General features: G+C 37.1%; 34 protein-coding genes. 19 read left to right on the top strand and 15 right to left on the bottom strand.

Features of this window, described 5'->3' with window-relative positions; genetic code table 11:
- Positions 1-660 (bottom strand): alcohol dehydrogenase catalytic domain-containing protein (locus tag MRT15_RS03300; RefSeq protein ID WP_304327893.1); only part of this gene is annotated, 660 nt, incomplete at its 3' end.
- A gap of 63 nt (positions 661-723) precedes the next feature.
- On the opposite strand from MRT15_RS03300, the gene MRT15_RS03295 reads away from it, so the two are divergent.
- The 3 genes from MRT15_RS03295 (at position 724) to MRT15_RS03285 (ending at position 2,427) form a co-directional block, all read left to right on the top strand.
- Complete coding sequence (locus tag MRT15_RS03295) at positions 724-1,032, top strand: hypothetical protein (RefSeq protein WP_304327890.1); 309 nt, start codon at positions 724-726, stop codon at positions 1,030-1,032.
- Positions 1,033-1,072: 40 nt separating this feature from the next.
- Positions 1,073-2,026, top strand: coding sequence for a S1C family serine protease (locus MRT15_RS03290; protein ID WP_304327889.1), 954 nt, complete (start codon positions 1,073-1,075; stop codon positions 2,024-2,026).
- 110 nt (positions 2,027-2,136) lie between these two features.
- Positions 2,137-2,427, top strand: coding sequence for a methionine--tRNA ligase subunit beta (locus tag MRT15_RS03285; protein WP_369684945.1), 291 nt, complete (start codon positions 2,137-2,139; stop codon positions 2,425-2,427).
- A gap of 26 nt (positions 2,428-2,453) precedes the next feature.
- On the opposite strand, the gene MRT15_RS03280 is transcribed toward MRT15_RS03285, so the two are convergent.
- Positions 2,454-3,617, bottom strand: a complete 1,164-nt coding sequence (locus MRT15_RS03280; protein ID WP_304327892.1) for a cation:proton antiporter — start codon at positions 3,615-3,617, stop codon at positions 2,454-2,456.
- 182 nt (positions 3,618-3,799) lie between these two features.
- Between MRT15_RS03280 and MRT15_RS03275 the strand changes: the two genes are divergently transcribed.
- Genes MRT15_RS03275 through MRT15_RS03255 form a run of 5 tightly spaced genes read left to right on the top strand, consistent with a single transcriptional unit; the run spans position 3,800 to position 8,677 of the window.
- Positions 3,800-5,185, top strand: coding sequence for an ABC transporter substrate-binding protein (locus MRT15_RS03275; protein WP_304327886.1), 1,386 nt, complete (start codon positions 3,800-3,802; stop codon positions 5,183-5,185).
- Between the two features lie 45 nt (positions 5,186-5,230).
- Positions 5,231-5,995 (top strand): ABC transporter ATP-binding protein, encoded by a 765-nt coding sequence (locus tag MRT15_RS03270; RefSeq protein ID WP_304327884.1) that lies wholly within the window; start codon positions 5,231-5,233, stop codon positions 5,993-5,995.
- Complete coding sequence (locus MRT15_RS03265) at positions 5,992-6,705, top strand: ABC transporter ATP-binding protein (RefSeq protein ID WP_304327882.1); 714 nt, start codon at positions 5,992-5,994, stop codon at positions 6,703-6,705. The genes MRT15_RS03270 and MRT15_RS03265 overlap by 4 nt, the downstream gene beginning before the upstream one ends.
- Positions 6,702-7,655, top strand: a complete 954-nt coding sequence (locus tag MRT15_RS03260; protein ID WP_304327881.1) for a branched-chain amino acid ABC transporter permease — start codon at positions 6,702-6,704, stop codon at positions 7,653-7,655. The genes MRT15_RS03265 and MRT15_RS03260 overlap by 4 nt, the downstream gene beginning before the upstream one ends.
- Complete coding sequence (locus MRT15_RS03255; RefSeq protein WP_304327891.1) at positions 7,655-8,677, top strand: branched-chain amino acid ABC transporter permease; 1,023 nt, start codon at positions 7,655-7,657, stop codon at positions 8,675-8,677. The genes MRT15_RS03260 and MRT15_RS03255 overlap by 1 nt, the downstream gene beginning before the upstream one ends.
- Positions 8,678-8,764: 87 nt before the next feature.
- Here the strand turns inward: MRT15_RS03255 and MRT15_RS03250 are convergent, their stop codons facing one another.
- From MRT15_RS03250 to MRT15_RS03235, 4 genes are all read right to left on the bottom strand, one after another.
- Entirely contained in the window at positions 8,765-9,652 is an 888-nt protein-coding gene (locus MRT15_RS03250) for an ABC transporter permease (RefSeq protein ID WP_304327879.1), read from the bottom strand.
- Positions 9,649-10,587, bottom strand: a complete 939-nt coding sequence (locus MRT15_RS03245; RefSeq protein WP_304327876.1) for an ABC transporter ATP-binding protein — start codon at positions 10,585-10,587, stop codon at positions 9,649-9,651. Before MRT15_RS03245 ends, MRT15_RS03250 begins: the two co-directional genes overlap by 4 nt.
- Positions 10,588-10,589: 2 nt before the next feature.
- Positions 10,590-12,029: an NEW3 domain-containing protein gene (locus MRT15_RS03240; RefSeq protein WP_304327875.1), complete on the bottom strand. Its 1,440-nt coding sequence runs from the start codon at positions 12,027-12,029 to the stop codon at positions 10,590-10,592.
- Between the two features lie 129 nt (positions 12,030-12,158).
- Positions 12,159-12,599 carry a hypothetical protein gene (locus tag MRT15_RS03235; protein WP_304327873.1) on the bottom strand — a complete coding sequence of 147 codons (441 nt, stop codon included), beginning with the start codon at positions 12,597-12,599 and terminating at the stop codon, positions 12,159-12,161.
- Between the two features lie 135 nt (positions 12,600-12,734).
- Between MRT15_RS03235 and MRT15_RS03230 the strand changes: the two genes are divergently transcribed.
- Complete coding sequence (locus MRT15_RS03230) at positions 12,735-13,841, top strand: hypothetical protein (protein ID WP_304327871.1); 1,107 nt, start codon at positions 12,735-12,737, stop codon at positions 13,839-13,841.
- Between the two features lie 221 nt (positions 13,842-14,062).
- The gene (locus MRT15_RS03225) at positions 14,063-15,115 is read left to right on the top strand and encodes a hypothetical protein (protein ID WP_304327870.1); all 1,053 of its coding nucleotides are present in this window, start codon (positions 14,063-14,065) and stop codon (positions 15,113-15,115) included.
- A gap of 156 nt (positions 15,116-15,271) precedes the next feature.
- On the opposite strand, the gene MRT15_RS03220 is transcribed toward MRT15_RS03225, so the two are convergent.
- Positions 15,272-15,709, bottom strand: a complete 438-nt coding sequence (locus MRT15_RS03220; protein WP_304327868.1) for a hypothetical protein — start codon at positions 15,707-15,709, stop codon at positions 15,272-15,274.
- Positions 15,710-15,915: 206 nt separating this feature from the next.
- On the opposite strand from MRT15_RS03220, the gene MRT15_RS03215 reads away from it, so the two are divergent.
- Entirely contained in the window at positions 15,916-16,830 is a 915-nt protein-coding gene (locus MRT15_RS03215; RefSeq protein WP_304327866.1) for a hypothetical protein, read from the top strand.
- Between the two features lie 60 nt (positions 16,831-16,890).
- Here the strand turns inward: MRT15_RS03215 and MRT15_RS03210 are convergent, their stop codons facing one another.
- Positions 16,891-17,337: a hypothetical protein gene (locus MRT15_RS03210; protein ID WP_304327864.1), complete on the bottom strand. Its 447-nt coding sequence runs from the start codon at positions 17,335-17,337 to the stop codon at positions 16,891-16,893.
- A 154-nt stretch (positions 17,338-17,491) separates the two neighbouring features.
- Here MRT15_RS03210 and MRT15_RS03205 point away from each other — a divergent pair, with 154 nt between their 5' ends.
- A complete protein-coding gene (locus MRT15_RS03205) occupies positions 17,492-18,511 on the top strand; it encodes a hypothetical protein (protein ID WP_304327862.1) in 1,020 nt (339 codons plus the stop codon).
- An 84-nt stretch (positions 18,512-18,595) separates the two neighbouring features.
- Here MRT15_RS03205 and MRT15_RS03200 read toward each other — a convergent pair whose 3' ends face one another.
- Entirely contained in the window at positions 18,596-19,231 is a 636-nt protein-coding gene (locus MRT15_RS03200) for a YdcF family protein (RefSeq protein ID WP_304327860.1), read from the bottom strand.
- A gap of 237 nt (positions 19,232-19,468) precedes the next feature.
- On the opposite strand from MRT15_RS03200, the gene MRT15_RS03195 reads away from it, so the two are divergent.
- Positions 19,469-20,143 carry a DUF4286 family protein gene (locus tag MRT15_RS03195; protein WP_304327858.1) on the top strand — a complete coding sequence of 225 codons (675 nt, stop codon included), beginning with the start codon at positions 19,469-19,471 and terminating at the stop codon, positions 20,141-20,143.
- A 62-nt stretch (positions 20,144-20,205) separates the two neighbouring features.
- Here the strand turns inward: MRT15_RS03195 and MRT15_RS12535 are convergent, their stop codons facing one another.
- Positions 20,206-20,349 (bottom strand): hypothetical protein, encoded by a 144-nt coding sequence (locus MRT15_RS12535; protein WP_369684944.1) that lies wholly within the window; start codon positions 20,347-20,349, stop codon positions 20,206-20,208.
- Between the two features lie 266 nt (positions 20,350-20,615).
- On the opposite strand from MRT15_RS12535, the gene MRT15_RS03190 reads away from it, so the two are divergent.
- The 4 genes from MRT15_RS03190 to MRT15_RS03175 all read left to right on the top strand — a co-directional run bounded on the left by MRT15_RS03190 (position 20,616) and on the right by MRT15_RS03175 (position 22,945).
- On the top strand, positions 20,616-20,888 hold the full coding sequence (locus MRT15_RS03190) for a hypothetical protein (RefSeq protein ID WP_304327856.1): 273 nt from the start codon (positions 20,616-20,618) through the stop codon (positions 20,886-20,888).
- A gap of 60 nt (positions 20,889-20,948) precedes the next feature.
- On the top strand, positions 20,949-21,302 hold the full coding sequence (locus MRT15_RS03185) for a helix-turn-helix transcriptional regulator (protein WP_304327854.1): 354 nt from the start codon (positions 20,949-20,951) through the stop codon (positions 21,300-21,302).
- 396 nt (positions 21,303-21,698) lie between these two features.
- A complete protein-coding gene (locus MRT15_RS03180; protein ID WP_304327852.1) occupies positions 21,699-22,388 on the top strand; it encodes a hypothetical protein in 690 nt (229 codons plus the stop codon).
- Positions 22,389-22,612: 224 nt separating this feature from the next.
- Complete coding sequence (locus MRT15_RS03175) at positions 22,613-22,945, top strand: winged helix-turn-helix domain-containing protein (protein WP_304327850.1); 333 nt, start codon at positions 22,613-22,615, stop codon at positions 22,943-22,945.
- 193 nt (positions 22,946-23,138) lie between these two features.
- Here the strand turns inward: MRT15_RS03175 and MRT15_RS03170 are convergent, their stop codons facing one another.
- Both MRT15_RS03170 and MRT15_RS03165 read right to left on the bottom strand, forming a co-directional pair.
- A complete protein-coding gene (locus MRT15_RS03170; protein WP_304327848.1) occupies positions 23,139-23,387 on the bottom strand; it encodes an AbrB/MazE/SpoVT family DNA-binding domain-containing protein in 249 nt (82 codons plus the stop codon).
- A gap of 236 nt (positions 23,388-23,623) precedes the next feature.
- Positions 23,624-23,905, bottom strand: a complete 282-nt coding sequence (locus tag MRT15_RS03165) for a hypothetical protein (RefSeq protein WP_304327846.1) — start codon at positions 23,903-23,905, stop codon at positions 23,624-23,626.
- Between the two features lie 88 nt (positions 23,906-23,993).
- On the opposite strand from MRT15_RS03165, the gene MRT15_RS03160 reads away from it, so the two are divergent.
- On the top strand, positions 23,994-24,308 hold the full coding sequence (locus tag MRT15_RS03160; RefSeq protein ID WP_304327844.1) for a winged helix-turn-helix domain-containing protein: 315 nt from the start codon (positions 23,994-23,996) through the stop codon (positions 24,306-24,308).
- Between the two features lie 173 nt (positions 24,309-24,481).
- On the opposite strand, the gene MRT15_RS03155 is transcribed toward MRT15_RS03160, so the two are convergent.
- Positions 24,482-24,934 (bottom strand): hypothetical protein, encoded by a 453-nt coding sequence (locus MRT15_RS03155; protein WP_304327842.1) that lies wholly within the window; start codon positions 24,932-24,934, stop codon positions 24,482-24,484.
- Between the two features lie 147 nt (positions 24,935-25,081).
- Here MRT15_RS03155 and MRT15_RS03150 point away from each other — a divergent pair, with 147 nt between their 5' ends.
- Positions 25,082-25,927, top strand: a complete 846-nt coding sequence (locus tag MRT15_RS03150; protein ID WP_304327840.1) for an MBL fold metallo-hydrolase — start codon at positions 25,082-25,084, stop codon at positions 25,925-25,927.
- A 20-nt stretch (positions 25,928-25,947) separates the two neighbouring features.
- Here MRT15_RS03150 and MRT15_RS03145 read toward each other — a convergent pair whose 3' ends face one another.
- Both MRT15_RS03145 and MRT15_RS03140 read right to left on the bottom strand, forming a co-directional pair.
- Complete coding sequence (locus tag MRT15_RS03145; protein WP_304327838.1) at positions 25,948-26,226, bottom strand: hypothetical protein; 279 nt, start codon at positions 26,224-26,226, stop codon at positions 25,948-25,950.
- A gap of 30 nt (positions 26,227-26,256) precedes the next feature.
- Positions 26,257-26,840: hypothetical protein (locus MRT15_RS03140; RefSeq protein WP_304327836.1), on the bottom strand; the 584-nt coding region annotated here is incomplete at its 5' end.

Below are 26,840 nucleotides of genomic sequence, written 5' to 3'. Positions count from 1 at the left end.
GGATATATTCTCCCCTGGATTTCCAGCCCACTTAGCTCCCAAGCTTATGGCTAGTTCTTGTGAACTCTTAGATCTTGTGAATACATATGTTTCCACACCAATACTGTTTGCCACTTGTATTATCATGTGTGCTGATGATCCAAACCCAAATAGTCCAAGTTTATCTCCCCCCTTAATCTTCGCCATTTTAAATGCCCTATACCCTATGGCTCCACCACATAGTAGTGGTGCTGCTTGTATTGGGTCCATGCCCAATGGAATTTCATGTATATAATCCACTTTAGCCTTCATGTATTCTGCATATCCACCATCCACACTATATCCAGTGAACAATGCGTTTATGCATAGGTTTTCATTTCCATTTATGCAGTACTTGCATTTTCCACAACTCCAGTATAGCCATGGAACTCCGAAAACCTTCCCCATTAAATGGGAATTTCCCTCAGACCCCACATCCACAACTTCACCTATAACTTGATGTCCAATTATTATTGGGAGTTTTACGGCTTTCAATTCCCCTTCAACTATGTGTAGGTCTGTTCTGCACACTCCACAACACTTCACCTTTAATAGCACTTCATCCTTGGATGGGGTTGGCACTTCCAAATCCACCATTTTTAGTGGTGCTTCCTCTATTGGCTTTTGCTCCATTAAAATCATTGCCTTCAAACCTTACACCGAGACATTTATTATATGATTTATGTATATTTATTTTGATGCGTCTTGGAGAGGGATGGGGAATCCATAGATTTGGAGAGGGTTATGCTTGAAGCTCAGATTAAGGAGCTTAGGCAGATAATTGATATGCTTCAGGATAGGCTTAGATTCCTTGAAGCTTCATTGAATGTTCATAAGTGGCATCCATTTAAGAGTGGTGTTGGGGAGTGGGCTTTCTCAGATGATTTCCCGGAATTGAAGCAGAGGCTTATTGAAGCCAATGCTAGGGATAACAATTACCTAGAGTTGAATGGTTATAGGTATAGGCTTTCAGGTGATGGTGATAAGTTCATTCAGAGATTCCCATTGAAATAGGTTTATATCGAATCTCTTCAAAGTATATTACAGTGGTTTTATGGCTACTCCGCTAAAGGATTTCAATGAACATGTGATTAAAGTTGTGAATGAAGTTTCAAGGGGTGTTGTAACGATAACCACTGTTAAACTTGGTTTTGAAAGCATTTTTGGTACCGTTCCAATTAGGGGGCTTGGTTCAGGCTTCTTAATAGGTGAAAACATAATTGTAACCAATGCACATGTAGTTTCCGATGCAAGGGTTGTGGATGTAATATTCTTTGATGGATCTAGGTTTGATGGTAAAGTTTTAATAGCGGATACTTATAGGGATGTGGCTTTAGTTAGCGTTGAGGATGTCCCAAAAGGTATTAAACCGCTATCCTTAGGGGATTCAGATCAGCTTAGGGTTGGTGAAATAGTTTTCGCTGTGGGTAGCCCTCTAGGTTTACCTGGACCCACAGTAACCATGGGTGTGGTTAGCGCTGTTGGTAGGAATATTGTTGGCGAGGATGTTGCATTGGAAGACTTAATACAGACTGATGCAGCTATAAATCCAGGTAATAGTGGAGGCCCCCTCGTCAACGTTGATGGGATGGTTGTGGGGATGGTTACAGCAATAATCCCATATGCTCAAGGAGTTGGCTTCGCAATACCAATAAACACTGTTAAGAGAGTTTTGGAAATGATTGAAGCTTATGGTAGACCCGTTAGAGCTATGATAGGGGTTTACGCTGCATCCATAACCCCCCAAGTGGCCTCAGCCTACAGACTACCACTCAAGCGTGGACTACTAATAGTTAGAGTTATCCCGGGAACACCAGCCTATGAAGCTAGAATTGCACCTGGAGACATCATAACTAAGATTGCTGGTAAAGAGGTTTCGGACGTTAGGGAGCTTAGGAGGGCTGTGGAAGACTCCATAATGCAAGGTTACGTGGAATTGGAGATTTATAGGCAAGGTTACGGTTATAGGAGAGTTAAAGTTCCAATAATGGTTGAAGAGGTAGGCTAACATCAATTGAATGGGAAACGTTATCTATTAAATAAACATTAAATTTTTAATGGTGAATAGCATTGTCCACACATGAATTGTTTGATGTTGAAGAATTCTGGAAGTTTAGGATGAGGGTTGGACTTGTCAAGAATGCTGAGAGGATTCCGAGAACTAGGAAGCTAATAAAACTTTCAGTGGATTTCGGCGATGAATCCAGAATTGTAGTGGCAGGTATAGGAGATCAATATCAACCAGAAGATCTCATGGGTAAGAAGATGATTTTCGTCGTTAACCTAAAGCCCAAGAATATTGCTGGTGTGGAGAGTCAAGCCATGCTAATAGTTGCTGAGGAGGCTGATGGAAAGGTTCACCTCATAACAGTTGAGGATGAAGTTCCACTGGGTTCTAAGGTCTGGTAAACTACGCCTAGAATACCAATACCATATTAAGGGTTAATTATATCCTCCCTCCACCTCTTCACAATGTATGATAATGTGAAGGGTATGGTCATCGTGGTTATTGCGGAGACTCCAACAAATGATGTGAATAATGCTTCATCGATTAAACCAGCTGAATATAGTATTTGTGCAGGTATTATGCCCATGGAGAATTTTGCACTCAAACCCATACCCACAACCACAATCTCCTTCCAATTCATCTTAGCATAAATCCCCACAATGATCGTTGAAGCAAACTTACCAGCAAAATTAGCCAATACAAGCCATAAGGTTAGCATGGCACTCTTAACTATGCTTTCAGGGGTTATGCTTAAACCTATGGTGAAGAAGAATATTGGCCCCAGAAACCCATAGGCTAGAGCTCTAAGCAGTTTAACACATTCACCACCAGACTTCGATATAAACTTCTGGAAAACTATACCTGCAGTCACAGCCCCAAGAAGTATTCCAAGACTAAAATATTCAGAGATTAAAGTGAATGTCAATGCCACAAGAATCATAAGCATAGTTAAACTATACGCTCTAGCTTCAACCTCAAGGGATGCAAGTGTTGGGAGGATTAACCTATGAAATATGATGGCAAGAATAAGCAATACAAATATGCCTAATAATATCATGGATGGGTTGAAGGTCCCCATACTCCCAACCATAACTGAAGCTATGGATGCAGTGGCAATCTCCAAAACATCATCCAAAATCCCAGGACCCAAAATCAAATTGGCACTCCTACTCCTAATAACATCAAGCTCATCAAGTATAGGTGCAATTGTAGCCTCAGCCACAGTTGCAAGAGCACTAGATATCAAAGCTGAAATCAACAATGAATAACCATAATATAAGAGCACAAGCATACCAATCAAAGTTGAGAAAAGTATATTCAATATGGCTATGGAAACCATATTTAAAGACTGCCTCTTAAACTCATTAACATCAACCCTCACACCCACAAGAAATATCAAGAGCATAATACCCAAACTGGAGAGGAAGCCAAGCTCACCACTAGAAGCATACTTTCCAACCCAAGAAAATTGTGGAATAAACCTAAACACTAAACCAACAAGTAGAGGGGCAAGCAAACTGGGCAAATGAAACCTATCCAACAAGAAATGCAACAAATAAGAGGCACCAAACATGAAAACCAACAAAACCATCAACAACACATCATCACTAAACATACAAAACACTGGGAATTTATAGTAGCCAATGGAATATTAAAACTTATGTAATGATTAAGTTTTACATAACATAAAGTTAAAATGATAGAAAATTTTGCTACATATATAACGTAAGCTTTAAATTGTGTTTATCACCTACTAGTATTTATTGGTACTATATGCAAAGTGCAAAAACAACTCCAATATTATTTATAGTGTTGCTTGTTGTTGGGGTAGTCATAGGATATCCAATTGGGTATTATATGGCTCCTCCAAAAATTGAGGAGAGGATTGTTGAAAAACCCGTTTACCCATTGAAGGGTGAAATACCAATAGGAGTTTTGGTAGCAGATACGGGGTATATGGAAACTGAAAAAGCTACTGTTGAAATAGCCATAGAAGAAGTAAACAATTATGTTAAAGCTCTTGGATTGCCAATAACATTTAAAGCTTATATTGAGAACGCTGAGGGATCGGCTACAAAAGCTCTCGAGAAGCTTCAAAGCCTATATGCTAAGGGCATAAGGATAGTTGTTGGTTGGAGGTTTAGCAGCCATATAAGGGCATGCTATGATTATATACAGGCAAACAAGATTCTAGTTGTAAGTGATGGTTCAACTTCACCACTACTACGTATAGCAGATGACTTCGTCTTTAGATTACCAACCCCTGATACTGTGCAGGGTGTTATAATACCTAAAATAATTGTTGATTATGGTGTGAAAGCAATAGCGGTTTTGCAGAGAGCTGATACTTGGGGTGATGGGTTATATGCTGTTGTAGAGGAAAACTTCAAGAAGCTTGGGGGTACGATTATTGAGAGGGTTAGATACGATCCTGAGAAAACAGAGTTTTCAGCTGAACTGGCTGTTTTAGCATCTAAGATTGATGGTGCAATTAAGACTTATGGTAAGGATAAAGTTGGATTCCTACTCTTAGCATTTGATGAAGCTGCAGTAATACAATCACAAGCTAAGGATTATCCAGCATTAATGTCAGTATTATGGTTTGGCTCTGATGGACATGTATGGAGTGATAGATTGGTGGAGGAAGCTGGGCAATACGCGTTTATCGTTAGGCATATATGCACATATGCCACCACCACAAATTCCACGCTTAGAATGAATTTTGCAGAGAAGCATAGGGCAAAAGTGGGATATGTTCCAGGAACATACTCCATATGCCTTTATGATAGCATATGGCTTGTTGCTAAGGCTATTCTTGAAGCTGCCACCACAGATACCACAGTCCTTAAGAAGATACTACCTGATGTTGCTGCTAGATATTTTGGTGCTAGTGGATGGTGCCTGTTGGATGAGAATGGTGATAGGGCAATTATGGATTATGATCTCTGGGCTGTTATAAAAGAGAGTGAAACTAAATATGCAACTTTCGTTTATTACTACAATGTAACTGTTGGTGGAGAGAGGCTAGCATGGGCTATAATTGGATCATATAGTGCCACTACTGGAGCTATAAAGTGGTTCTTAAAACCAACACTTGGATCTTCTAGTGCTGGAGAATACCACGTAATTGTCAATGATGCCAACTACAAACTCCATTAAACAACATTAAAATTTTTTATGTGTTTAGAGGGAGGCGGGTTTGATATGGAAGTTATGCTTGAAGTTAAAGATTTAACTAAGAAGTTTGGGGAGTTTAGAGCTGTTGACAATGTATCTATGATTGTTGAGAAGGGGAAAATAACATTGTTAGTAGGCCCAAATGGTAGTGGTAAAACGACATTACTCAATTGTATTGTTGGAGTTTATAAGCCTGAGTATGGCAAGGTGATATATAATAATGTGGATATTACTGGGAGGAAGCCTCATGAGAGGGTTAAAATGGGTTTAGTTCCAACATTCCAGATACCTTCTCCACTATACAAGTTAACTGTTCTAGAGAATCTATTATTGGCATATCAGGGTAATCCTGGTGAGAGCATTTTTAAATGCATTTTCAAGAATTCTTGGGTTAGAAGTGAAAGTGAAGCTTTGGATAAAGCTTTTAAGATTCTTGACCTACTTGAACTTTCAGATTCTTATGATAAGCTTGCCTTCACATTGAGTGGTGGTCAATTGAAGCTTCTTGAGATTGGTAGAGCTTTAATGGCTGATCCAAAGATGATAGTTATGGATGAACCTGCTGGGAGTGTGAATCCAGTTTTAGCCCATAAAATATTCCAGAATTTAAGGAAGATTAAAGATGAGCTTGGAGTAACCTTACTCATTGTTGAACATAGGTTAGATATAGCGTTGGATTATGTGGATTATGTTTATGCAATGCATATGGGTAAAATAATTTCGCAAGGTAGTCCCGAAAAGGTATTTAATGATGAAAAGGTTATTGAAGCTTATCTTGGTGGTGTTGTATGATAGAAGTTGAGAACCTTAATGCTGGTTATGGTAAGCTACACATACTATATGATGTTAACCTCAAAGTTAACAGTAATGAGATAGTTACTATACTTGGCCCTAATGGTAGTGGTAAGAGTACATTATTGAAGACTATAATGGGGCTTACAACAATATATGGTGGTAGAATAATTTTTGATGGTAAAGATATTACTAAACTTAGACCTGATGAGAAGGCAAGACTTGGATTAGCATACATACCACAAATTGGAAACGTCTTTACAAATTTAACTGTTAAGGAGAATCTAATAATGGCTGGTTTAACTCTGGATAAGAGTGAGTTTAATGATAGATTGGAATATGCGTTAAACGTTTTCCCATTCCTTAAAGCTTGCCTAGATAGGAAGGTTAAAACTCTTAGTGGTGGTGAGAGGCAAATGCTTTCAATGGCTATGGCACTTATAATGAAATCCAAATTTATAATGCTTGATGAGCCTACTGGTAATCTTGCACCAAAGATAGCCACTGAAGTTTTAAATAAAATTATTGAGTTGAGAGAGCAGTCTAAGTTAACAATACTGTTGGTGGAGCAAGCAGCGAGGAAGGCTTTAGAAGTGAGTGATAGAGCCTACCTACTTGTTTCTGGAAGAGTTATATATGAAGGTAGTTCGAAAGAGCTTTTGGAGCATCCAGAGTTGGGGAAACTTTATCTTGGGGTGAAGAAATTATGATTCCACCAGCATTAATAGAAGATGCATTGGTATATGCAAATCTATTACTCATGTTAACTGTCGGTTTTACTTTAACCTACTTAATAGCAAAAATACCCAATTTTGCTCATGGGGAGTTTGCTGGCATTGGCGTTTACATAACGTTTACTGTAGCTCAAGTTTGGAAGTCTAACCCATATGTGGCTGTACCCATAGCCTTCCTAATATCCGCATTCTCCGGTGCCCTAATATATAATGGTGTTTTAAGAACTCTGAAAAGGTTTGGTGGAACTATGATTTCATTAACCATATCAACTTTGGCTATGCAAATAATGATTTCCGCATTATTGAACATATACGCGGATTATCTGTATCCAATTGCTGGAGCCTACTCAAGACTTTTCCTATTTAGACACTTGGATTTTGAGTTTATGGGATTGCCTGGAGTCCTCGTGGTTTCAACAATTTTCCTCCTAACCTTAATAATACTTCTCCATTTAATGTTGACGAGAACTAGGTTTGGCATATCCCTTAGAGCTGTTGTTGAAGATTCAAGTTTAGCATCCATTTTAGGGGTTAACGTGGAATTGGCTTGCACAATTTCATGGATGTTAACTGCTGGGATAGCTGGAATTGCAGGATCACTATTACCTCTATGGTTTCAGGGACATCCATATACTGGAAGTATGCTATTGACCAGCGTTTTCGCGGCATCTATACTTGGAGGTATATCCAGCATTTATGGTGCAATGATCGGAGCATACATAATAGGTTTAACTGAAATATTTGGAACATATCTCTTAGCTCAAACTTTTGGAGCGCAGTTAACTGCATATAGATCCCTAATACCATTAACGATATTGTGTATAGTGCTATTGATATTCCCAAGGGGGATAACTGGCTTAATAGAGGATATTCAAGCAAGGAGAGCTTCAAAAGCTATGGCTAAAATTAGAGGTGGGCAAGGTTGATGGAAAGTATAAGTTGGCTACTTGACATCATAGTATTCTTCGCCGTATACCTAATAGTTACATTAGCGTTAAACCTGCAATATGGATATACTGGTATACCAAACTTTGGATTAGCTTTATCCGTAGCTACTGGGGCTTATGTTACTGGTGCATTGGCTGGTAGAATTGGAATGTGGATATGTGGTGTGAGAAGCGATTTAGACTACATAATGTATAACCCCATGATTACAAGTATGATTAACAACGTTGTGAGGTATGATCCGTTGAAAGGCTTAGCAATATTCTTCTCAACCATAATATTAGTGATCATCATAAGTGCAATTATGGGGTTTATAGCTTCATATCCAGCAATAAGGTTGAGAGCTGATTATTTAATGATGGTTCTAATAGCCATGGCTGAAGCTGCTAGGATTATAGGGTTAAATTACACCCCCCTCGTTGGAGGAACAACATGGGTTTCAGTTCCAAACGTATTCATATGGATGGGTGATATAGCATCCCAATTCCTAATAATACTAATACTGGCAATTTCAATACTAATATTCCTCTTCCTTCAATATTTGGTTTCATCGCCTTATGGGAGATTGATAAAGGCTGTTAGAGAAAATGAACTTACGGCTGAATGTGTAGGGAAAGATGTTGTGAAAGTTAAAATTCAGATAATGATGTTGGGGTCAGCGATTGCTGGTATTGCAGGTTCCCTTTGGAGCTTCTATTGTGGTACTGTAATGGCTGCTGCATATACTAGGACTGATTGGACTTTCTGGCCTTGGTTAATGGCTATGATTGGTGGAATGGGAAATAATATTGGAGCATTAGTGGGCGTAGCCACAGTAATTATATTTAGACGACTCATAATATACTATAAGTATTCACTTGAAGCATACATACCATTCTCAGTTGTCTGGCTTGAGCAAATACTACTAGCCCTAGCACTCATACTAGTGATGATGTTCCGCCCCCAAGGAATACTACCTGAAAAACCTGCAAAACCAAAAATAAAGAAAACCCCGCAAAAATAAATTCAAAAAGGAGATCGCATAAAAACACCACAACTTTTTATAATTCCACTTAAAGAAATCATAATAAACGTAAATTTGAGGCTCCATTTAACATCTCACTTCTTCTCTTAGGAATTTTATGTAGGATGATGCTATGAATGCTATTAGTATTGATGTTATTATTGCTAGGTTTGGCCATGATATTGCTAAGCTTTCAATTATGGTTAGGGATCTTCCAGGCGGTGTCCCCCTTGGGAATATTCCAAATGGGTCTAAAGCCATCTTAGCATTTAGAATGTTCATGCTGAAATTGTTGTAGTGTTGGTCTGGTGTAAGCATCCTTATTGCTGTGATGACTTTAAGCCTTGTTTCACTAAGTATCTCCGGTATTAATGCTGAAATTGCATTTGAAGCATTGTATATTAGCTGTGTGAATGTGAGCCAAACTATTATGGATATTAGTAGTGACATGGAAGTGTTTTTTGTGGCTATTGATGTGTATACTGAGATTGCCATGTACATTGAAATATATATTATTGAGGCTATCAAGTATATTATTAGCCTAATGGCTTCATCTGTGGTTGGCATTATCCCAATAACTGCCATTATCACTCCAGTGGATACCATTATTGATGTGGATATTGCTAAAGCTATTGTCAATACTCCCCCAAGTATCTTACCATTCAATATTGTATCTCTGTATATTGGGCATGAGAGGAGCAGTATTATTGACCCCTTCTCGATTTCCTTGCTTATTGAGTCGAAGCCAAGCATTATCCCTATTAATGGGCCTATCTTACTTATCAATGGTATTATTGATGCACTTGTAAGTGTGATTAGCTGTGAGAATGTTAACCCATAAGTTCCAGTATAGTATCTTGATGCGAAGGCTGATATGATCGATATCAGGGTGAGGAATGAGAATAGTATTATGAATCTTTTGCTCACCACGTTGTCTGAGAATTCCTTCATCATAACTGTCTTTAAACTCATCATCTTACACCTCCACCATAAATTGTGAAGAATACTTCCTCCAATGTGGGTGGCTCAACCTTTACTGTAAGTATTTTTAAACCCATCTTCATAACTAAATCCACAATTTCCAATCTAACATCGCTTCCAGCGTAAATCACTATCCCCTCATCCCTCTTCAAAACTCTATTTACACCATTAACCCCCTCTATCACCTTAATCACCTCATCACCTCCACCCACAACCTCCAAAACTATCCTTACACCAGCCTTTCTTAGGAATTCATCAATTGTATCCACAGCTATGAGTTTACCTTCATTTAGGAATCCAATCCTATTACATAATTGCCTCACTTCATGTAGCATGTGGCTTGAAATGAATATTGTAGTTTTAAATTCCCTATTCAGCTTCCTCATAAGCTCCCTGAAGCTTGCCGTGGCATATGGGTCTAATCCAGCTGTAGGTTCATCTAAGAATATTAGTTTTGGATTCTTTATTAGAGTGTTGGCTAATGCGAGTCTTTGCTTCATTCCACGTGAAAATGTTGCTACGAGACTTCCAGCTCTATCTTGAAGCTCCACGATCTCCAATGCCCTCTTTATTCTATCATCAATCTCCCCATCTGGGATGCCGTTGAGTTTTGCAAAATACCTTAAATTATCATATGCAGTCATATCCTCGTAGAAGCTATACTTCTCCGGCACATATCCAACTACACTCCTAACCTTCCTAGACTCCCTTATGATATCGTATCCGCAAACCCTTCCACCACCACTTGTGGGCATTATCAATCCAAGTAGCATTAGTATTGTTGTAGTTTTACCTGCACCATTAGGTCCTAGATATCCAAATACATCCCCCTCATAAACCTTCAAATTTAAATTGTCAACTGCTCTAATCTCCCTACCACCAACACGATATATCTTCGTTAAATTCTCAGTTTCAATTATTACGCTCAAACCTATCTCCTCCCAAACCTCCTAAAAACAATTACAACCAGCACCAATGCCACTAAAACTATGCCGAATCCTATGTACCCCCACTCCGTCGGTTTTGTCACACTAACCCTAACATCCCTAGCTGTTGATGAAACTTGATCTGAAACTGCCTTTACAGTTATGAAGTAGTCTCCAGCAGAAACTATTGTTGAAACATAAATGGTTACTTTGAAATCAACTTTATCATTGGGTTTAAGCATCAAAACTTTATTTGGCTCCACATTAACCCTCCAATCTATGGCTGATGGCACATCCACAGACACATACACGTTAGTCACATTTAGAAATCCAGTATTGGTTACAGTTACAGTGAAACTCTTACTCTCACCTGAATTTATTGTGAAATATAATGCTGGAAATTCTGGGAATGTTATGGATAGACTGTAACTTCCAATAACATTAACAATCAAAGTTAAATCCTTCACAATCACCTTATCCTCAGAGTACACTTGAACCTTAAACCTATGCTCACCTATATTGATGTATGGTGATGGTGTAGCTTCAAAAGCCACATTAACACTCCCACCTGCAGGCAATAATAATCCCCTAACAACCTTACCTGCAACCCTAAACGTAGTGCTCCAACCACTAGGCTTATCAGTTAAATTCAAATAAACCACCTCATCCATTAAACCAACATTCCTTATGGTTAAAGTGAAGTATACCGTTCTCCCAGCTTCCACATCCACTATGGGGTAATCCACAGAAACCTTCAACCCCCTACTAACAATAGAGGAAGGCTTAACCCTAACCATCAAATTCAAACATTCACCAACACTCTTAGAATACACTTTCAAAGTTAAATTGTAATCCCCAACACTAGCATCCATAGGAACACTAAACTTAACCCTAACTGTAACCTCATCACCATTATTCAGAGACACAAGCAATATCTCATCCAAACCATAATAGAAGCTCACACCCCAACCACTGGGGAGATCCGGAACACTAAACCTAAATTCATCCCTAACACCATAATACTTAACCCTAACATCAAAACTAACAGTGCCACCAGCCTCAACAACCTTAGCTGGAGTCAAACAAGATAAAACAAGACCACCAACCATCGGCTTAACAGTAGCCCTCAAACTCAAATAACTCTTATAAGGCGGATAATCATAACATGCAACCACATGAAAATCATAAGATCCAGGAGCAGCATCCCCAGGAACATAAACCATCAAAACAAGATTAACACTAGTCTTATTCATCAACCTAACAGAATCAACCTCATAACCACCATAAACAAACCTAAACCCCCAACCACTAGGAACATCACCCACCATCAAAAACACATCAACAAAAGGTAAAGGCCCAACATAACTCACACTAAAATCATAACTCAAAACATCACCAGCAAAACAAACCCTACTAGGAGCACCACACCACAACCTCAAATCCATAGCAACCGAATAAACAAAACCACCCACAAACAAAAACGAAAACAAAACCAACCCAAATAAAACTAAAAACCCAAACCTCAAAACCTCACACACCCCATCAATAACACTTAAAAAAGAAAAATTAAAAATTTATGGGTTTAAATTTACTGATTCCCCACCAGTATCAGGACCATAAAAAGCTACATATCCATTAAAATCAACCACTGGAGGTTCCGGATAACCACGATAGTAGTCGTAGTACACTATGCATATGTGATCCATGGCACCACCCCACTGATACGCTTGATATATCCTATAAGATATGTATCCACCATTCTCACCAGCTCCCCAACCTTCTGAAAATACTCTCTTATAACCAAACCATATTTCAAATCCAATTAAGGTATATGCACCTGTCCACATGAAATTATATACTTCAATGATGTCTACTGGAAAGCGAACTGTGTAATTGCCATCAACATCACCTGGCTTCTTAAGTGTTCCTACAAGATACACTTCTTCTCTTCCCCAAAATTCTGGTTCGACATCCCTTGCTACTATAACTGCATTAAAAAGAGCTGTGGAAATCAATAAGACTATGCATATGTATGTAATTGATTTCTTTACAATAAGTAATCACCAACTATATATATATGGTAAAATTTAAATTTTTCTTGAAATAATATTAGTTTGATGTTGAGAAGTTTTCACTTGATGTTAATTATAATGTTGATTGCTTCCGTATTTACTGGTATTATTCAAAATAATTGTTTACATGCATTTCCAATTTCGAATGTCCTATATCCCTCCCAAATCACCTTTGAGAAGCCATTAGAGCATTTTGGTATAACTGTATACTGTACTGGTGATGTTGGTTTTGGCATTGATTTCTATGAGGTTGAATTGCCTTTTAAGCTACCCAGAGTTTTTGGTGCAGGTTATTATGCAAGACTTGAGTACGTTGTGGGCGATAACCAATTGTATTTTGAAAGTGGTTGGTCTTTAATGGGTATCGGTGAGCAAGAGGCTGAAGCCTACCTTTACAATATAACAAAATCCCTTGAAAATTATATGGGAATACAGTTCAAAAATATGATTAGATCCCCATATTCTTACCAAAGTCCAGTTACTGGTGGAACTTTTAGAGGAATTACTTATACTTGTACTGTAACAGACTTCAATCCAGATGTTGTAATAGATAATTTTCTCAAATTGAAGCCTAATGAAGGGTTTATGTCCATAGTGACTAGGAAGTTTCTACGTGCAGGAGACAAGATAAGTTTAGTAATATCCTCCACCACCAACTTCGCTGAGTTATGGATTAGTAAAGTTGTGAGAAATTGCTTCAATTTCAAAATTGGAAGCACTTACATATTAGATGTTTTCAAGCTACTAAACATAACTAATCCTATTACGACGCATCCGAAGTCTGAGCATAGAAGTAGTGTATCTATAATTTTACTATACTATAAGGATCCTGTCACCAATAAATGGATACCACCATATGCTTACAAAGCTGAGATAATTGAAATTAAATTGCCATTTGAATACAAGATAGGCAGTTCTGCTAGTGCAGAGAGAATCTTCGATTATATTATTGAAAATCGTCTAATCCTCCGTAGCCAAGAGGGATTCACATATGACACATACTCCCTCACTGCAGGTGATGTTATTGAGTATATGCAGGTAAAATTCAAGATAGTTGAGTATGGTTATGCTATTCTCAAAATAGATTTAACACCCACAACTATAATTGGAATAATATTGGTTGTAGCCTCATGTGCATCAATACCAATACTAATTAGAAAAGCACGTAAAAGGAGTCCCAAATAAATAGAGATTCAATTCAGTAACGGTAACTTGAACTGTTAAAATTAAGTTATAGTTGATACTAGTATAATGTATTTCTTTTTTCAATACTATACCACATAATGCATATATGATAAATTTTAAATTTTCCTAATTAAACATTTGTATTGATGCGGAATTTTTGGGTTTTGCTTTTCATTATAGTTTTACAGTTTTTAATTATAGTGCCCTATGTTTATTCGTGTATGGTTGATTGGCATGCTTCTTCTTTGTGGAGTTCGCAAACCATTATTTACTCACCAGATTATTTTGATTGGTTGTATGCTGGGGTTCGTGCTAATGGTGATGTTGTTTGTCAATTGACTTGCCGCTTTGTTGATGCACCATTCTATTATCCTCCACTACCAGGTCTCGGCGTTTTAAGTTGTGGTTATGGTTTGTATTATGTTGTTGGTGATCCAATAACTTTTGGAATTAGAATTGATTTACATTATATGAGTGAAGTTGAAGCTGATGTTCATGCCAATAAGATTAGGGGGTTGTGTGAAGATTGGTTGAGTGTGAATTTTAAGGAAACTAAGAGGGTGTTAGAAACTTTCAATCATCCACAATTTGGCACTCTTAGGAGCATGTACTACGAGTTTGTTTGTGAAAATTTCAATCCCGATGCCATTATAGATAAGTTTCTAGCCTTACTCCCAAAGAATGGATTCATGTCACTAATTAGTAGAAAGGTAATCTCTAAAAATGACAAATTTTGGTTGCAATTCTATTTTGGCTCAAAATACTGTAAATTCATATATGCAAAAGAGTTTATAGGCTACTTTAACTTCAAAGTTGGAGAAACCTATACTCTTGACATCTTCAAACTCTTCGATTTCCCTGGACCACTAAAAATTCATGAAAAATCCATAAATGGTTCACGTATAGAAATAAATATTCTATTGTATAGCTCTGGTACAACAAAGATATACACAAGTATTAAAGCTGAAATTATTAGTATAGAGCTTCCGTTTAAATATAGAATCATGGGCACACGTACATACACTATTGAGAACTCTTTTATTTCCGAGTATACTACTTCCGTAAAATACACGCTTACTGCTGGTGATGTTGTTGATTATATGCGTATAACTTTTAAGATCGTTGAAGAGGGTTATGGAATAAAATTTGAATCCATAAATGTTGCAGGAATACTAATAGTTCTGATTTCTGTTTCCATAGTAGCAGTAATTGTTTGGAGATTTAAACGCTATAGATCCAGTTTAACCCATCAAGCCCCTTTTAACATAAAATAAAAAAGCCTTCAAACCTTAAAACATCACTGCACCCCAGAAATCCTTGTCTATAATTCACTTCACTAACACAACTGAATTCAAAGAGCAATGAAAATCTGCAATTATAAAATAATAAAAGAAAGGGAAGGAATATTAAGGCATGCCGTCATTGTTATTTCATATCCATTCGCAATAGCCCATGTAGGTAATGTATGGAGGTTCTCCCTCCCCCCAATACTGATAATATATTACCCTTATCCAATTCACACCAGGCAATTGGTAATATGCGTATGGCATGAATCCGCCTTGACTGCCTGCAACATAGTAGTCTACAAATTGAAGTATGCTACCTTCGTTATTCGGCGGTCCAAGCCAGAATTCTATTTTCAATTCAGTATATGGGCCGCTCCAAAAGAAATTGGCTATTTCAATAGATGTAGCTACCTTTCCCCCAAATTCATAATTATGATCATACTGACTCCCTTTTGATGGTAGGTAGCCGCATATGTAAAACCATCCACCTAATGGTTGATACTCAGTTGCAACAGTAATGTGAACTGTTAACAATATAGTTAACATAGTTAATATTGGTATAATGTATTTCTTTTTCAACATTATATTTCACCGTGTATATATATGGGAAAATTTAAATTTTTCTAACTCGAATCATTGTATTGGAAATGTATAGGCAGTCTAAATTATTATTAACGTTAATCATTATGGCAGTATGTCTGATTTCAGCTTTTGATTTTTCATTATCTGGGGTTCCTCCAACAGAGTTTTTTCGTATTATTGTTACATCTAATGGAAATGTTGGTGTTTTGATATCTAATTATCGTGTTGGATTGCCTGAGGAGTTTCCTCGAATTCCAGTTGGAACTAAAGTATCAAATTATGTTGCTCTAACCTATAATATTGGTAATGAATTGACTGGTAAGGTATCTTTGGATTTGACTGGTATGGGTGAGGCTGAAGCTGATGCTGAATTTCAGAAGATTAAAGATTTCTTGGAGGGTTGGCTTAGATGTAAAATTGGTAGTATTGACAAGTTGATACGCTCACGTACGTCGCAATATCTTGGTTATCTGATGTGGGTGGAATATGATTTTAAAGCTGAAAACTTCAATCCAGACGTTTTAATTGATAAATTTATGAGCTTAACCCCTTCTGAGGGCTTTTTCGTCATGGTGAATAAGAAGATTATATCGCCAGGAGACTACTTTTATTTAACAGTTTACGGAGGCTCCAACTATGCTCATTTAGCATTCACAAAGGCATTCAGAAACTACTTCAATTTCAAAGTTGGAGAAACCTATACCTTGGATGTCTTCAAAATCCTCAATTTCACAGGATCCATCAAGATCCCAAGCAACTACTGTGAAATTCAAATAGAATTACTAACCTATCCTCCCTCCACTGGGCCTCTCAATATTCAAGCTGAAATAGTTAAAGTTGACCTCCCCTATGAATTTAGCATTGGGAAATCTGCAAATCCTGATCATCCAACATCCTTCGTAATTTATAACGTTGTTGAGGGTGAATACACTTTACGTGCTGGTCAAACCATTGAATATATGCGTGTAACATTTAAGATAGTTGAAGTTGGATTCAACATCTCCAATATACTAAGTAATATAAACTTAACAACAATTACTGGACTACTAATAGTGGCGTTATGCATCTCCATACCCATACTTTTAATTAGAATATTGAAGATGAAGCGATGCACCACTTAAACAAGCTTTAACCAACACCCACAAACATTAAAAAATAAAATTGGGAGTTTATTCAGCATTTTAAATTTGATCATAACCGTAGCAGTTACACTGACCCCAATAAGCAACGCTTGGAGTTGTAGCTTCGCCACCATAATACCATCCATACTCAACTATTATTTGTGTTATTGTGGTGTATGGTGGTGTTGGTTGTAGTATTCTGTAATATACATGTCCTCCAGCCCACACTTCACTTGTACTCCCACTTCCACATTCAAATATTAAGTGTATTATTAATGCTGTGTTTGGATCATCCCAATAGAAGTTGACTATTTCAATTGTTGTTGCCCCGGGACCGGTACCCCATTTATACACGTTATGAGGCTCTTTATCCCCTGGTTTTTCTAGGTATCCACTTATGTGATCTATGAATTCTCCAATAGAGAGTATCTCTGTTGCATATGCAACTTTAATTGTGAGCATTATTATGCTGATAATTGTCAATAAATACAATGTTTTCTTTTTCAATGTTATAATTCACCGTATATATATATACGGTAAAATTTAAATTTTATTGTTTTTAAAATATTTTTTGATGAAAACTTGTTTGCTCTTTATCCTCTTAACATTTATCAGCGTATTTCCTTATCCGAATCAGTATTCATTGAATTATTTTGATTACTTGAATCTTACCGTTTCGTTTGATGGTGGTATTAATTGCACCATAACTTCTGATATTGAGAATCCTCCAATTGATGTGCCGTATGCTCGTGGTTTAGTTAATGGCTATTTTGTAGTTGTGTTGTATGTTGGTGGTAATGTTAGTGTATGTTGGGATGTGGACTTGAAATCGATTAGTGAAGTTGAGTCTGATGCTCAAGCAGTTAAGATAGTTGAACCTGTTGAGGGTTGGCTTGGGGTGAGTTTTGATTTTAATAGTAAAGTTAAGCGAGAGTATCAATCTCCAATTCAAGGATATATTGGTAATATAAGATACACATTTTCCACTAAGAATTATAATCCAGATGTCATTATTGATAAATTTCTAAGTTTAATTCCAAGTGAGGGGTTGTTGTCGATGGTTAGTAGAAGGATAATTTCCAATGGAACCACATTCATGCTAGGCTTTTATGTTGGGACGAAAGCATGCAAATTAACTTTCTCAAAATCTTTCCCAAACTACTTTAATTTTAAAGCTGGCGAAACCTACACTCTAGACATTTTCAAATTACTAAATTTCACAGGCCCCTTAAAAATTCATAAAATGTCTGATCATGCCACATGGATTCAAATAACTCTACTATCCTATGAAAAAGCTGACATCCTCAATGTAATTCCAGATATTCAAGCTGAAATATTGAATGTAGACTTCCCATTCGAATATAGGGTTGGTAAGATTACATATGCCAATAGACCTTATCCACCAGGATTTAACATTGAAAATCTGATAACTGAGAGGGTTGGTGGTGTGGTTACCCCTAAATTCTCCCTTACTGCTGGTGATGTTGTTGATCATATGCGTATAACATTTAAAATAGTTAAGTATGGATTCTCCGCAGGCATAGAGTTTCCAAATGTAATTGGTATTTCAATAATAATGATCTGCGTATTTGTATCCATAGCCATACTTTACAAGATGAGAAAGCATAAAGGAGGGCAGCCCACCATAAAATCCTCCTCCCCATCCTCCTTAAACACTTAAGGTGATGCCAGTTCTAAACAAAGCCTAAATATTCATAATATTTTATGGCAATCAAAGGGGGAGTTTTGGGTTCCAACATATTCATCAAAGTGAACAAAACCGCTGTGCCAATTCTTTACATTTTGAAATTAGCTCTTCTATCCTTTTCATCCTTTCTGCTTCTTTATCTGAGGGTATTGAGTAAAATTCGCAGATTTTATCAACTCCATATTTTTCGAGGACTAATAGTTCTTCGGCGAAGATTGGTTTCACATTTAAATTGGCTCTTTTGAATAGTGGTAATGCTCTTTCCATGTGGGGGAGGAGTGTTAAAACTCCAATCCTCTTTGCAAAGTTAAATGTTTTTCTTTTCAGTAAGATTTTTAGAAATTCCACATTTTCCTCAGTGGTTGATGAGAGTTCTTCTAAGAGCATGTCTTGTAAGGGGACATTATATTCCTCATGAAGAAATTCAGCAATTATTTGGGCTTCCGATTTCTCCCATCTTGCGAGAGCAAAAGCTTCAAAGGAAAAGTTTGGATTCTCCAGTATCCTGCTATAATCATATCTAACTCCAAAGTTGTATCCACCAGAAATTATAAACTTCTTAACAACCCCCCTTTGATAAGCTATTCCAGCCGCTCTCGCTTTAAGTTCCGTATGAGGCGCTAAAAAGTACCTATTATCCCGCTTTTTAACTTGAGATCCCAAAACAATTGCCAAATCATACTCCTCCAACATTACACCTCCAAAGATTATTTAAGCTCCATATAACATTATGTTCTCCTTACTCTTAGATTCTTGCATATTCAATTTCAATGGAAGAGGCTGAAGTAATTATGATGTTAACGATTCAAGGGATCATCATAAAGTTTTGAGCCTTTCAACATTTGGGGGTTATTATGATCATGCCTTAATGAAATTGCAAACCTTATATACATTAATCACCCCTTAAACTATATGTTGAGGTCTCTTGGAATGAAACCAGTATATATTGTTCGATTACACTTTAAAACGCCGGAGTTGGAGGGGGATTTTAATAGATGGTATAATAATGTGCATCTCCCAGACCTTCTAAAAGTTCCAAACCTCATTACTGCAAGACGCTTCATCTCACTGAGTGGAGGTGTAAAGTATCTAGCCATATATGAGTTCAGTGGTAGAGATGGGATGATGGAGGGTAAGAATAGTGCTGAAATGGCTGCTTGCAGAGCAGATACACGAGCTAGGTGGAGCCTCCACCTAGATCCAAGAGCTGAAAGATACTGGTGCGATGTAAGTAGAGTGTTTAAAAGTGAGAGGGACATGCTATCAGATTCAACCACACTATTTTTAGCCTTCGAATTCAACCCAATTAAGGAGAGAGAAGCAAAAGCATACTTTGAAGGAGAAATTGTTGATAAACTGCTTAAACTGCCTGAACTGGAAACATTAGTCCTCTACACAACCCTCTTCAAAGAACCTGAAAACCTCCCAAACATGATCATGCTCTGCCAATTCAAAAACAAAACACTCACCACAAAACCACAAAACATACTTGAAATGCTATCCACAGCAAAATCAAGAAAAGACCTATACACAAAATTTGATTACGCACTATACGCATTCATGCTATCTATCGTTAAGAGGGTAGGATTCCAGATGAGTACATAAATGCATATATTTCTTCATGAATGTTTAAGTAGGCTCTATCTCTTCTCACAAATAACTCGCATCTACCTTTTCACTTCCTCTATTATATATGGACTTAAACTACTTAAAATTCCAAGATCAACCCTTACTTTAAATACTTTCTTCAACTCATTTTCTATCCTAACTAAATCCAAGAGGCTTTTCTCACTGTTTCGTTCAAATTCGATATCTATATCTATATCACTTCTCCTATTTTGCCCCCCCAGCGAAAGAACCGAAAATGACCATAAACACTATGTTGTTCTTTCGACAAATCTTAGCTAGCTCCTCCTCTAAACCTTCTCTCCTTAATTCTTGTGGCAAATTTTGAATATTAACTTTAATACTCATGCCTTAATCGTTAAAAGATTCCCTCAAATTTAAGTCTTTTCTCATAAAAATTTTCAAAGTTATACAGAAAATTTAAATATTCTCTTGTTTTAATGAGTAATGCATGAGGAGTATATTCGGAGTAAACAGAAAGGATGTACAAGATACGGCGAGTAAAAAAGCATATTTACTTAACGTGCTAATTAATGTGATAATAATTCTCTGCCTAATAGCGACTATTGCAGCAGCAATTTTTGGCATACTTGCTGTTTACTTCGAATTAATTACAAGAGAACCACTCTACAATATTTATATGAAAATTGCGGCATTGCTTATCGGTATTGCAGGTATTCTAGCTTCTCTTATCTCTGCTTTAAGGGAAAAATTAAGTAGGTGATCGTGGAGTTATCGTATTCCCATTTCCTATATATGTATATGGATGCTAAAGATGGTGGATATGGCTATTAAACAAAGGAGTGGAGGAGAATGGTTGGAGAAATGGGCAAGCCTACTTAAGACCATAGGTAATCCAGCACGTCTAGCCATTCTCCTAATCTTATATGCAAGTGGAGAAGGAAGCCTTACATTCACCCAACTAAAAGAAATCATGGGTCTCCCCTCAGACTCCGCTCTAGTTCACCACCTAGAAATCCTCCTAAAAGCTAAACTCATCGAGAAAATTGCATGTAAAAAGGGGGAGATCGGTAGAGTTTACCCAAAATATCAAATAAGTAAACTTGGAAAAGAATTACTCGAACAAACACAACTCGCTCAAGCCCTCCAAGAATACATGAATAGACATCCTAAATGATTATACATACCACATATTACGGATTCTTAAACACCTCAAAATATCTAAGCACAATGTTAATTCCTTCTTGTTCAGGTGAGGTCCTTCTCTACACTCAATTGAATGCCATTAATAATGCGTTGGAAGAATAGAAGAATCTCAAGAAATAAGCGAGCTTATTCTCTCCAAAATAAATAAGGATAATATGAAACAGAATAAGAACCATGATTTGGTCAAAGGAACATTAAATCCTTTTATAGGAAATTTCTCATACAACCCCACGTATCTACCAACTCCAATTTGATGTTTATCAGAGAAATATTGTCCTTATAAAAGCCTTCACATATCCTTTAACTTCCCTCTAACAGAATATATTTTTGAAATTTTAATGCTAATAGGTTTATGAGGGTTTGTGAGTTGACTTCATTAAAGGAAATAGTTGATGGCTATATGGGGAAGGTTTCTGGTTTGAGGGAGCATTGTGAGAGATGCCTTAGAACTGAGAGGTGGGGAGGATGTGTTATTTTGATGGTTGTGGATGCAGCCTTCACATCAATTGGCTTAAACTATTTCACGGCTGTTGTCCCGAAGGTTGAAGAGTTCAATGAGAAGTTTGTTGAGACTGGGAGGATTAGGTTTCTTAGGGATCTTGCAAAGGCAGATATGGATGAGTTAAGGAAGGTGTGGAGGAATATGAGGTCGTGGCTCATAGCCAAGGAAATAGCCTCCCACCTCTCAACCATAAGCAGTAATGATAGGGAAGCCCTTAGAACTTGGGCAAAGAACGCTAAACTTGAAGATTGGTGGGAGGACCCCATTGGAAGGATTAAGGGGGTTGGACTAGTAACATTCCAATACCTCAGGATGATGGGAGGCATAGACACTGTAATGCCAGATAAAATCGTTAAGAGAGTGATAAATGAAATTCTAGTTAAAGCTGGCCTGGAACCCATAAACGACGATATTGAATTCATTAAGAAGGTTGAAGAATTAGCATTAGCATGCGGATATAGACCAATAGAGCTTTGCTGGATGACATGGCTAATACAACCAGAAGGGAAAATGATTAGAATGGAGAAATATTCAAGTATACTGCCAAAAATTTAACTTCCTTTAAGCCCTCACTTCTCTAATGGATTCAATAATCTCTTTGTCATTGCAAGATTGAGATAAACAATCCACTCCTTTATGGATTAAAGCATAAGCCTCGTTAACCAAATCCTTTAGACATACCCTAACCATTTTGCAGTTCTTTGAAACATATTACGTTTATAGAACTTTAAAAGAGCAAAAATATACATGTTTACGCATTCATCTAATAACATGAGAATATGAGTGAGGGAGTTAAATACAAGGATCTTGGGGATTCATTACTAATAAAAGCTTTAGGAGATTCCCCAAAGATTAGGATAATTGACATCTTCCTTACAAACCCCTATTTTGATTTCAGCAAGGAAGAGCTTGCAAGAGAATTGGGAATGAGTAAGCAAACCCTCTATAAGAACTTCAAAGATTTAGAGGAGCTTGAAATAGTAAAGATTTCTAGGAAAGTGGGTAAGGCGGTAATGTACAAGATAAATATAGAGCATCCGCTGGTTAAAAGATTGAATGAAATCATAAATGAAATGTCTCTTAAGATTGCAGAAAAAGAATTAGAGAAGTAGGCAAAGCCTATTTCCGTAGGATAAGATCAGAAAGATCGGCTTTAGTTAAGATATGAGGAAAAGGAAGCATTCAGCAATTTTATTAATATTATGAAAACGCTTGAGGGGTTTAAGGAAGTTGATGTATTCGAATGATTTTGCAAGGAAAATGAGGAATAAGTCTATTTTGCTTGTTTGATTGAAAAAGAAAAATTCAATTTTGAATTTTTCTCCTCTTGAGCCAATTCTCTTCAGCTTCATCAAGTTCTCTCTCAAATGCATCAACGTCGAATTCTACATTTCTCCCTCTTTTCCTGAGTTCTTGCCAGAGATCCCCCACTTTTAAGAGAAGCCCTCCCTCCACAACTTCCAACTCTAAAACAGCTCCCTCTTCAACTCCAAGCTTTTCCCTTATGCTCTTGGGGATGACAATAGTTCCCCGCTTTCCAACACGTATCTTCATAAATACTTGGTTAATTATTTGTCAGAACCGAATAAAAATGTTTTTGGAATTCACATATACAAACTCAAGAATAGGTTGAAGCTGTAATAACACTCTTGGAATCACTTGAAGAAGGGGGTAGGCTGAGAATAATTCATCTAAGTTTTAAATGAAGTTCACATGGTAAGGGAGTTGAAGATGGAATCAAAGCATTAAACATGGGAAATATATCGACTTTGATTTTAAGCATGGGGATATTAATTCTCAAATTTTAAAGTTCTTTTGATGTATTCTGCTATTTCTCTTGATTTTGCTGGGTTAAGTGATATTGTTTCCCCTCGTTTATATGCTAATAAGTAGCCATCTCTTAGAAGCTCTTTTACAGCTCTTCTTATCCTTTTCCCATCATTTTTGACTGCATGTGAAAGCTTGTTTACCAGAGTATCGAGTGGGAAGTAGTATGCCCCCCATCTACCGCGTCTCTGTAGCCAATCTAGAATCAAAGCCTTAAGTTCAAGGTCAGTGTACTCTCTTTTCATAAGTACACTTATAGTACCTCTAAACAGTTAATTATATATACCTTAATGCTAAATTCTAATTGAAATGGTTGGAGAGTACGATTCGCTTTTGATTAAAGCTTTTGGGAATTCTCCTAAGCTTAGGATTTTAGATTACTTGTTGGACTATAAATTGAATGATTTTACGAAGAAGGAGATCATTGAGGCTTTGGGGATGAGTAAAATCACCTTCTACAAATACTTCAAAGACTTAGAAGATTTAGGCTTAGTAATTCCATCTAGGAAGATAGGGAGAGCCACACTATACAGGATAAACTTGGAAAATCCAATGGTTAAACTGCTCATAGAATATGAAATGCAACTCTCCCTACAAATAGCTGAGAGGGAAGCGCAGAAGATGAAGAAAATAATGGAAGTAACCTAGTTTTCCTAGGGAATCCACTTTTCCAAACACTAATGCCAAGTCATGCTTATGAGTATAAGCACATTAAAACATTTATCAAACTCTTATTGCTATGTAAAAAAGTATTAACTTAACCCCTCATCAATTATGGAAAAAAAATGGGGTTTTATGGTATTTTCTTTGCAGCTCTTTTTTCATCCAGTCTTCTTTATTATTGTTATGTTTCTGATTATTATTTGTGTTACTGCACCCTTTTCTAGGTCTACGTTTACTTGGGCGAATCCACCATTCCCATTTCTTAATGTCACTATTGCTCCAGTGGCTTTTAATGTTATTGTCCCATCACCTTGAACCGTCATCTTCACAGTTGGCCTTATTCCTGTAACATTGTATCCTTGGCTTATTAGTTTCTGTACGTCACTATCGCTTAAAGCTATGCTTAAAACTTTGCTCTTAAATTCATCGCTGATTTCAATTGTGAATCCCCTAATCTTACCCTTCATTAATGGCTGTATTGGTTGCTGTATTTGATTTCCATTCCAAGCCCACTTATACTGCTGTCTCCAAGCATATCCAGCATATACTGTGGCTAATCCAATGCCGAGCATTATCATTGATAACATGGCTATTAATGCTAGCTTCCTCACTTCCCTTACACCCCCAATAAACACTTATTTTACAGTTTGATTTAAGGGATTCTTTGAAACATGTTTTCCATAGTTTAGTATGCGTTTCCCAACGTGGTGGAAAACATTATATTCAATTACAAATCTAGATTATTTTGGCGATGTGGTTTGGCTTTTAGGATGACTGTTTTCTCTGATAATTATGTTAGTCTTAGGAGTAGGGGTTGTTGGGCTCAGCATGGTTTTGGTGCGTTGCTAGAGTTTAGATTTGAGGATTTAAGTTTGAATGTGGTTTTTGATTGCGGCCCCTCCATGGATGTTGTTAAGCATAATTTGGATGTTTTGAAGCTTGATTTCAGTGGTGTTAATGCAATTTTCTTGAGTCATGGACATTACGATCATACTGGAGGGTTGATCGAGGTTGTTAAGCGTATTGGTAGGAGGATTCCAGTGTTGGTTCATCCGAAGACATTCTCCAATAGGTTTGCCAAGAGGGATCTTAGGGTTGTTGGAGTACCATTCAAGCCAAGCGATGTTGAGAGTGCTGGTGGAATAGTTGTTCCATGTAGGAATCCAGTTGATTTTGCTGGTAAAGTATTCCTTAGTGGTGAGATTGATAGGGTTAATGATTTTGAGAAGGTTGAGGGGTACTTCATTGAGGAGGATGGTAGACTCGTTGATGACAATATAATTGATGATAGAGCTTTAATAGCCAACTTAAATGGTGAATTCATAGTTTTGACTGGATGTGCACATTCAGGTTTAATCAACACATTGCATTACGCTATGAAGGAGTTTAATGCTAAGAAGTTTAAAGCCATAATTGGAGGCTTCCACCTTGAATCTGCACCAGATGAAAGAATTTCAAGAACTATAAGTGAGCTTAAGAAGATAGACTTCCAATACATCGTTCCAATGCACTGCACGGGGATTAAAATGATTGCAGCACTAATAAACAATTTCGGTGAGAAGGTGAAAATTCTAAGTGTAGGTGAAAGTTTAGAGCTAAAGTAAATTAAAAAATAATGATATTTTTATGAAACCTTTTTGTAGACGATATCCTTCTCCCTAACCCTCTGTGCAACTTTCAATCCAATAAGTTGTCCTGCCTCAGCTGATTCAACATTCTTATGTTGTATTTGCATGGATTCAACTGTTTGTTCAAAGTTTGTCGTAGTCCCCCTAATAACTATCCTATCTCCAACGGATAGTTTTGATGTAAGTTCAACTATGGCTACACTTATACGTGGATAGAAATGTATAACTCTACCAACATTTACAAGTTTTTCCTCAATCAAATGGGGTTCAACCAAATTCACTATTTCATTTTCAATAAATAAATTTTATGAGATTTTAATTCCCATGGCTCTTGGGCTATTATCGTAAACTTCCCTAACATTGAATATTAAGCATGGCCTGTTAGCCTTGGCTTTTGTTGGTGTATAGTGGAATGCGTCGTGAACTAAATTTACAAATTCATGATACTTCCCTTCTAAGTGCACTTCTACTTCACCGTGGATTTCGAAGCTTATGTTTGGGGGCATATAGTATAGTAGGCAAGCCTCCCTATTACTCTGAAGATTCATCCATGTGTGTTTTGAGGAATCTCCCTTGCCTACAGCCAATTCCAATGTGGCTATCTTAGTGAAATCCACCTTTTCATATGCTTCAGCTTCATCATCAAAATACAATACCTCCAGTAGCAACTTAACCCCCTCCATAGCATACTTCAATCTATCCATACCCTCTCCCCTCAAATAGTGCTCCCTCAACTTAACTAAAGCTTCATCAATGTAATTTTCCTTTAAAATAAATCCTGCACCCACAACTTTAGCGTTAACGAAAATCCTACCATCAATAATACTTGCAGTGGCAAGTATTGGGGTATGTCTCATCATATTGATGAAGAACATTGGGTCTTGGGTGA

Source organism: Candidatus Culexarchaeum yellowstonense (assembly GCF_024707025.1).
In the GTDB taxonomy this organism is placed as follows: Archaea; Thermoproteota; Methanomethylicia; order Culexarchaeales; family Culexarchaeaceae; genus Culexarchaeum.
The sequence above is the reverse complement of the archived record's forward strand: the minus strand, read 5'-3'. Positions and strand labels throughout refer to the sequence as shown.

Excerpts from the sequence above, each read along its gene's own strand:
- MRT15_RS03260 (WP_304327881.1), top strand. The coding sequence starts at position 6,702 with ATGATTCCACCAGCATTAATAGAAGATGCATTGGTATATGCAAATCTA.
- MRT15_RS03240 (WP_304327875.1), bottom strand. The coding sequence starts at position 12,029 with ATGGATTTGAGGTTGTGGTGTGGTGCTCCTAGTAGGGTTTGTTTTGCT.
- MRT15_RS03225 (WP_304327870.1), top strand. The coding sequence starts at position 14,063 with ATGGTTGATTGGCATGCTTCTTCTTTGTGGAGTTCGCAAACCATTATT.
- MRT15_RS03195 (WP_304327858.1), top strand. The coding sequence starts at position 19,469 with ATGAAACCAGTATATATTGTTCGATTACACTTTAAAACGCCGGAGTTG.
- MRT15_RS03270 (WP_304327884.1), top strand. The coding sequence starts at position 5,231 with ATGGAAGTTATGCTTGAAGTTAAAGATTTAACTAAGAAGTTTGGGGAG.
- MRT15_RS03230 (WP_304327871.1), top strand. The coding sequence starts at position 12,735 with ATGTTGATTGCTTCCGTATTTACTGGTATTATTCAAAATAATTGTTTA.
- MRT15_RS03275 (WP_304327886.1), top strand. The coding sequence starts at position 3,800 with ATGCAAAGTGCAAAAACAACTCCAATATTATTTATAGTGTTGCTTGTT.
- MRT15_RS03290 (WP_304327889.1), top strand. The coding sequence starts at position 1,073 with ATGGCTACTCCGCTAAAGGATTTCAATGAACATGTGATTAAAGTTGTG.
- MRT15_RS03285 (WP_369684945.1), top strand. The coding sequence starts at position 2,137 with ATGAGGGTTGGACTTGTCAAGAATGCTGAGAGGATTCCGAGAACTAGG.
- MRT15_RS03200 (WP_304327860.1), bottom strand. The coding sequence starts at position 19,231 with ATGTTGGAGGAGTATGATTTGGCAATTGTTTTGGGATCTCAAGTTAAA.
- MRT15_RS03220 (WP_304327868.1), bottom strand. The coding sequence starts at position 15,709 with ATGTTGAAAAAGAAATACATTATACCAATATTAACTATGTTAACTATA.
- MRT15_RS03170 (WP_304327848.1), bottom strand. The coding sequence starts at position 23,387 with ATGAAGATACGTGTTGGAAAGCGGGGAACTATTGTCATCCCCAAGAGC.
- MRT15_RS03165 (WP_304327846.1), bottom strand. The coding sequence starts at position 23,905 with ATGAAAAGAGAGTACACTGACCTTGAACTTAAGGCTTTGATTCTAGAT.
- MRT15_RS03280 (WP_304327892.1), bottom strand. The coding sequence starts at position 3,617 with ATGGTTTTGTTGGTTTTCATGTTTGGTGCCTCTTATTTGTTGCATTTC.
- MRT15_RS03265 (WP_304327882.1), top strand. The coding sequence starts at position 5,992 with ATGATAGAAGTTGAGAACCTTAATGCTGGTTATGGTAAGCTACACATA.
- MRT15_RS03175 (WP_304327850.1), top strand. The coding sequence starts at position 22,613 with ATGAGTGAGGGAGTTAAATACAAGGATCTTGGGGATTCATTACTAATA.
- MRT15_RS03190 (WP_304327856.1), top strand. The coding sequence starts at position 20,616 with ATGAGGAGTATATTCGGAGTAAACAGAAAGGATGTACAAGATACGGCG.
- MRT15_RS03255 (WP_304327891.1), top strand. The coding sequence starts at position 7,655 with ATGGAAAGTATAAGTTGGCTACTTGACATCATAGTATTCTTCGCCGTA.
- MRT15_RS03250 (WP_304327879.1), bottom strand. The coding sequence starts at position 9,652 with ATGATGAGTTTAAAGACAGTTATGATGAAGGAATTCTCAGACAACGTG.
- MRT15_RS03185 (WP_304327854.1), top strand. The coding sequence starts at position 20,949 with ATGGCTATTAAACAAAGGAGTGGAGGAGAATGGTTGGAGAAATGGGCA.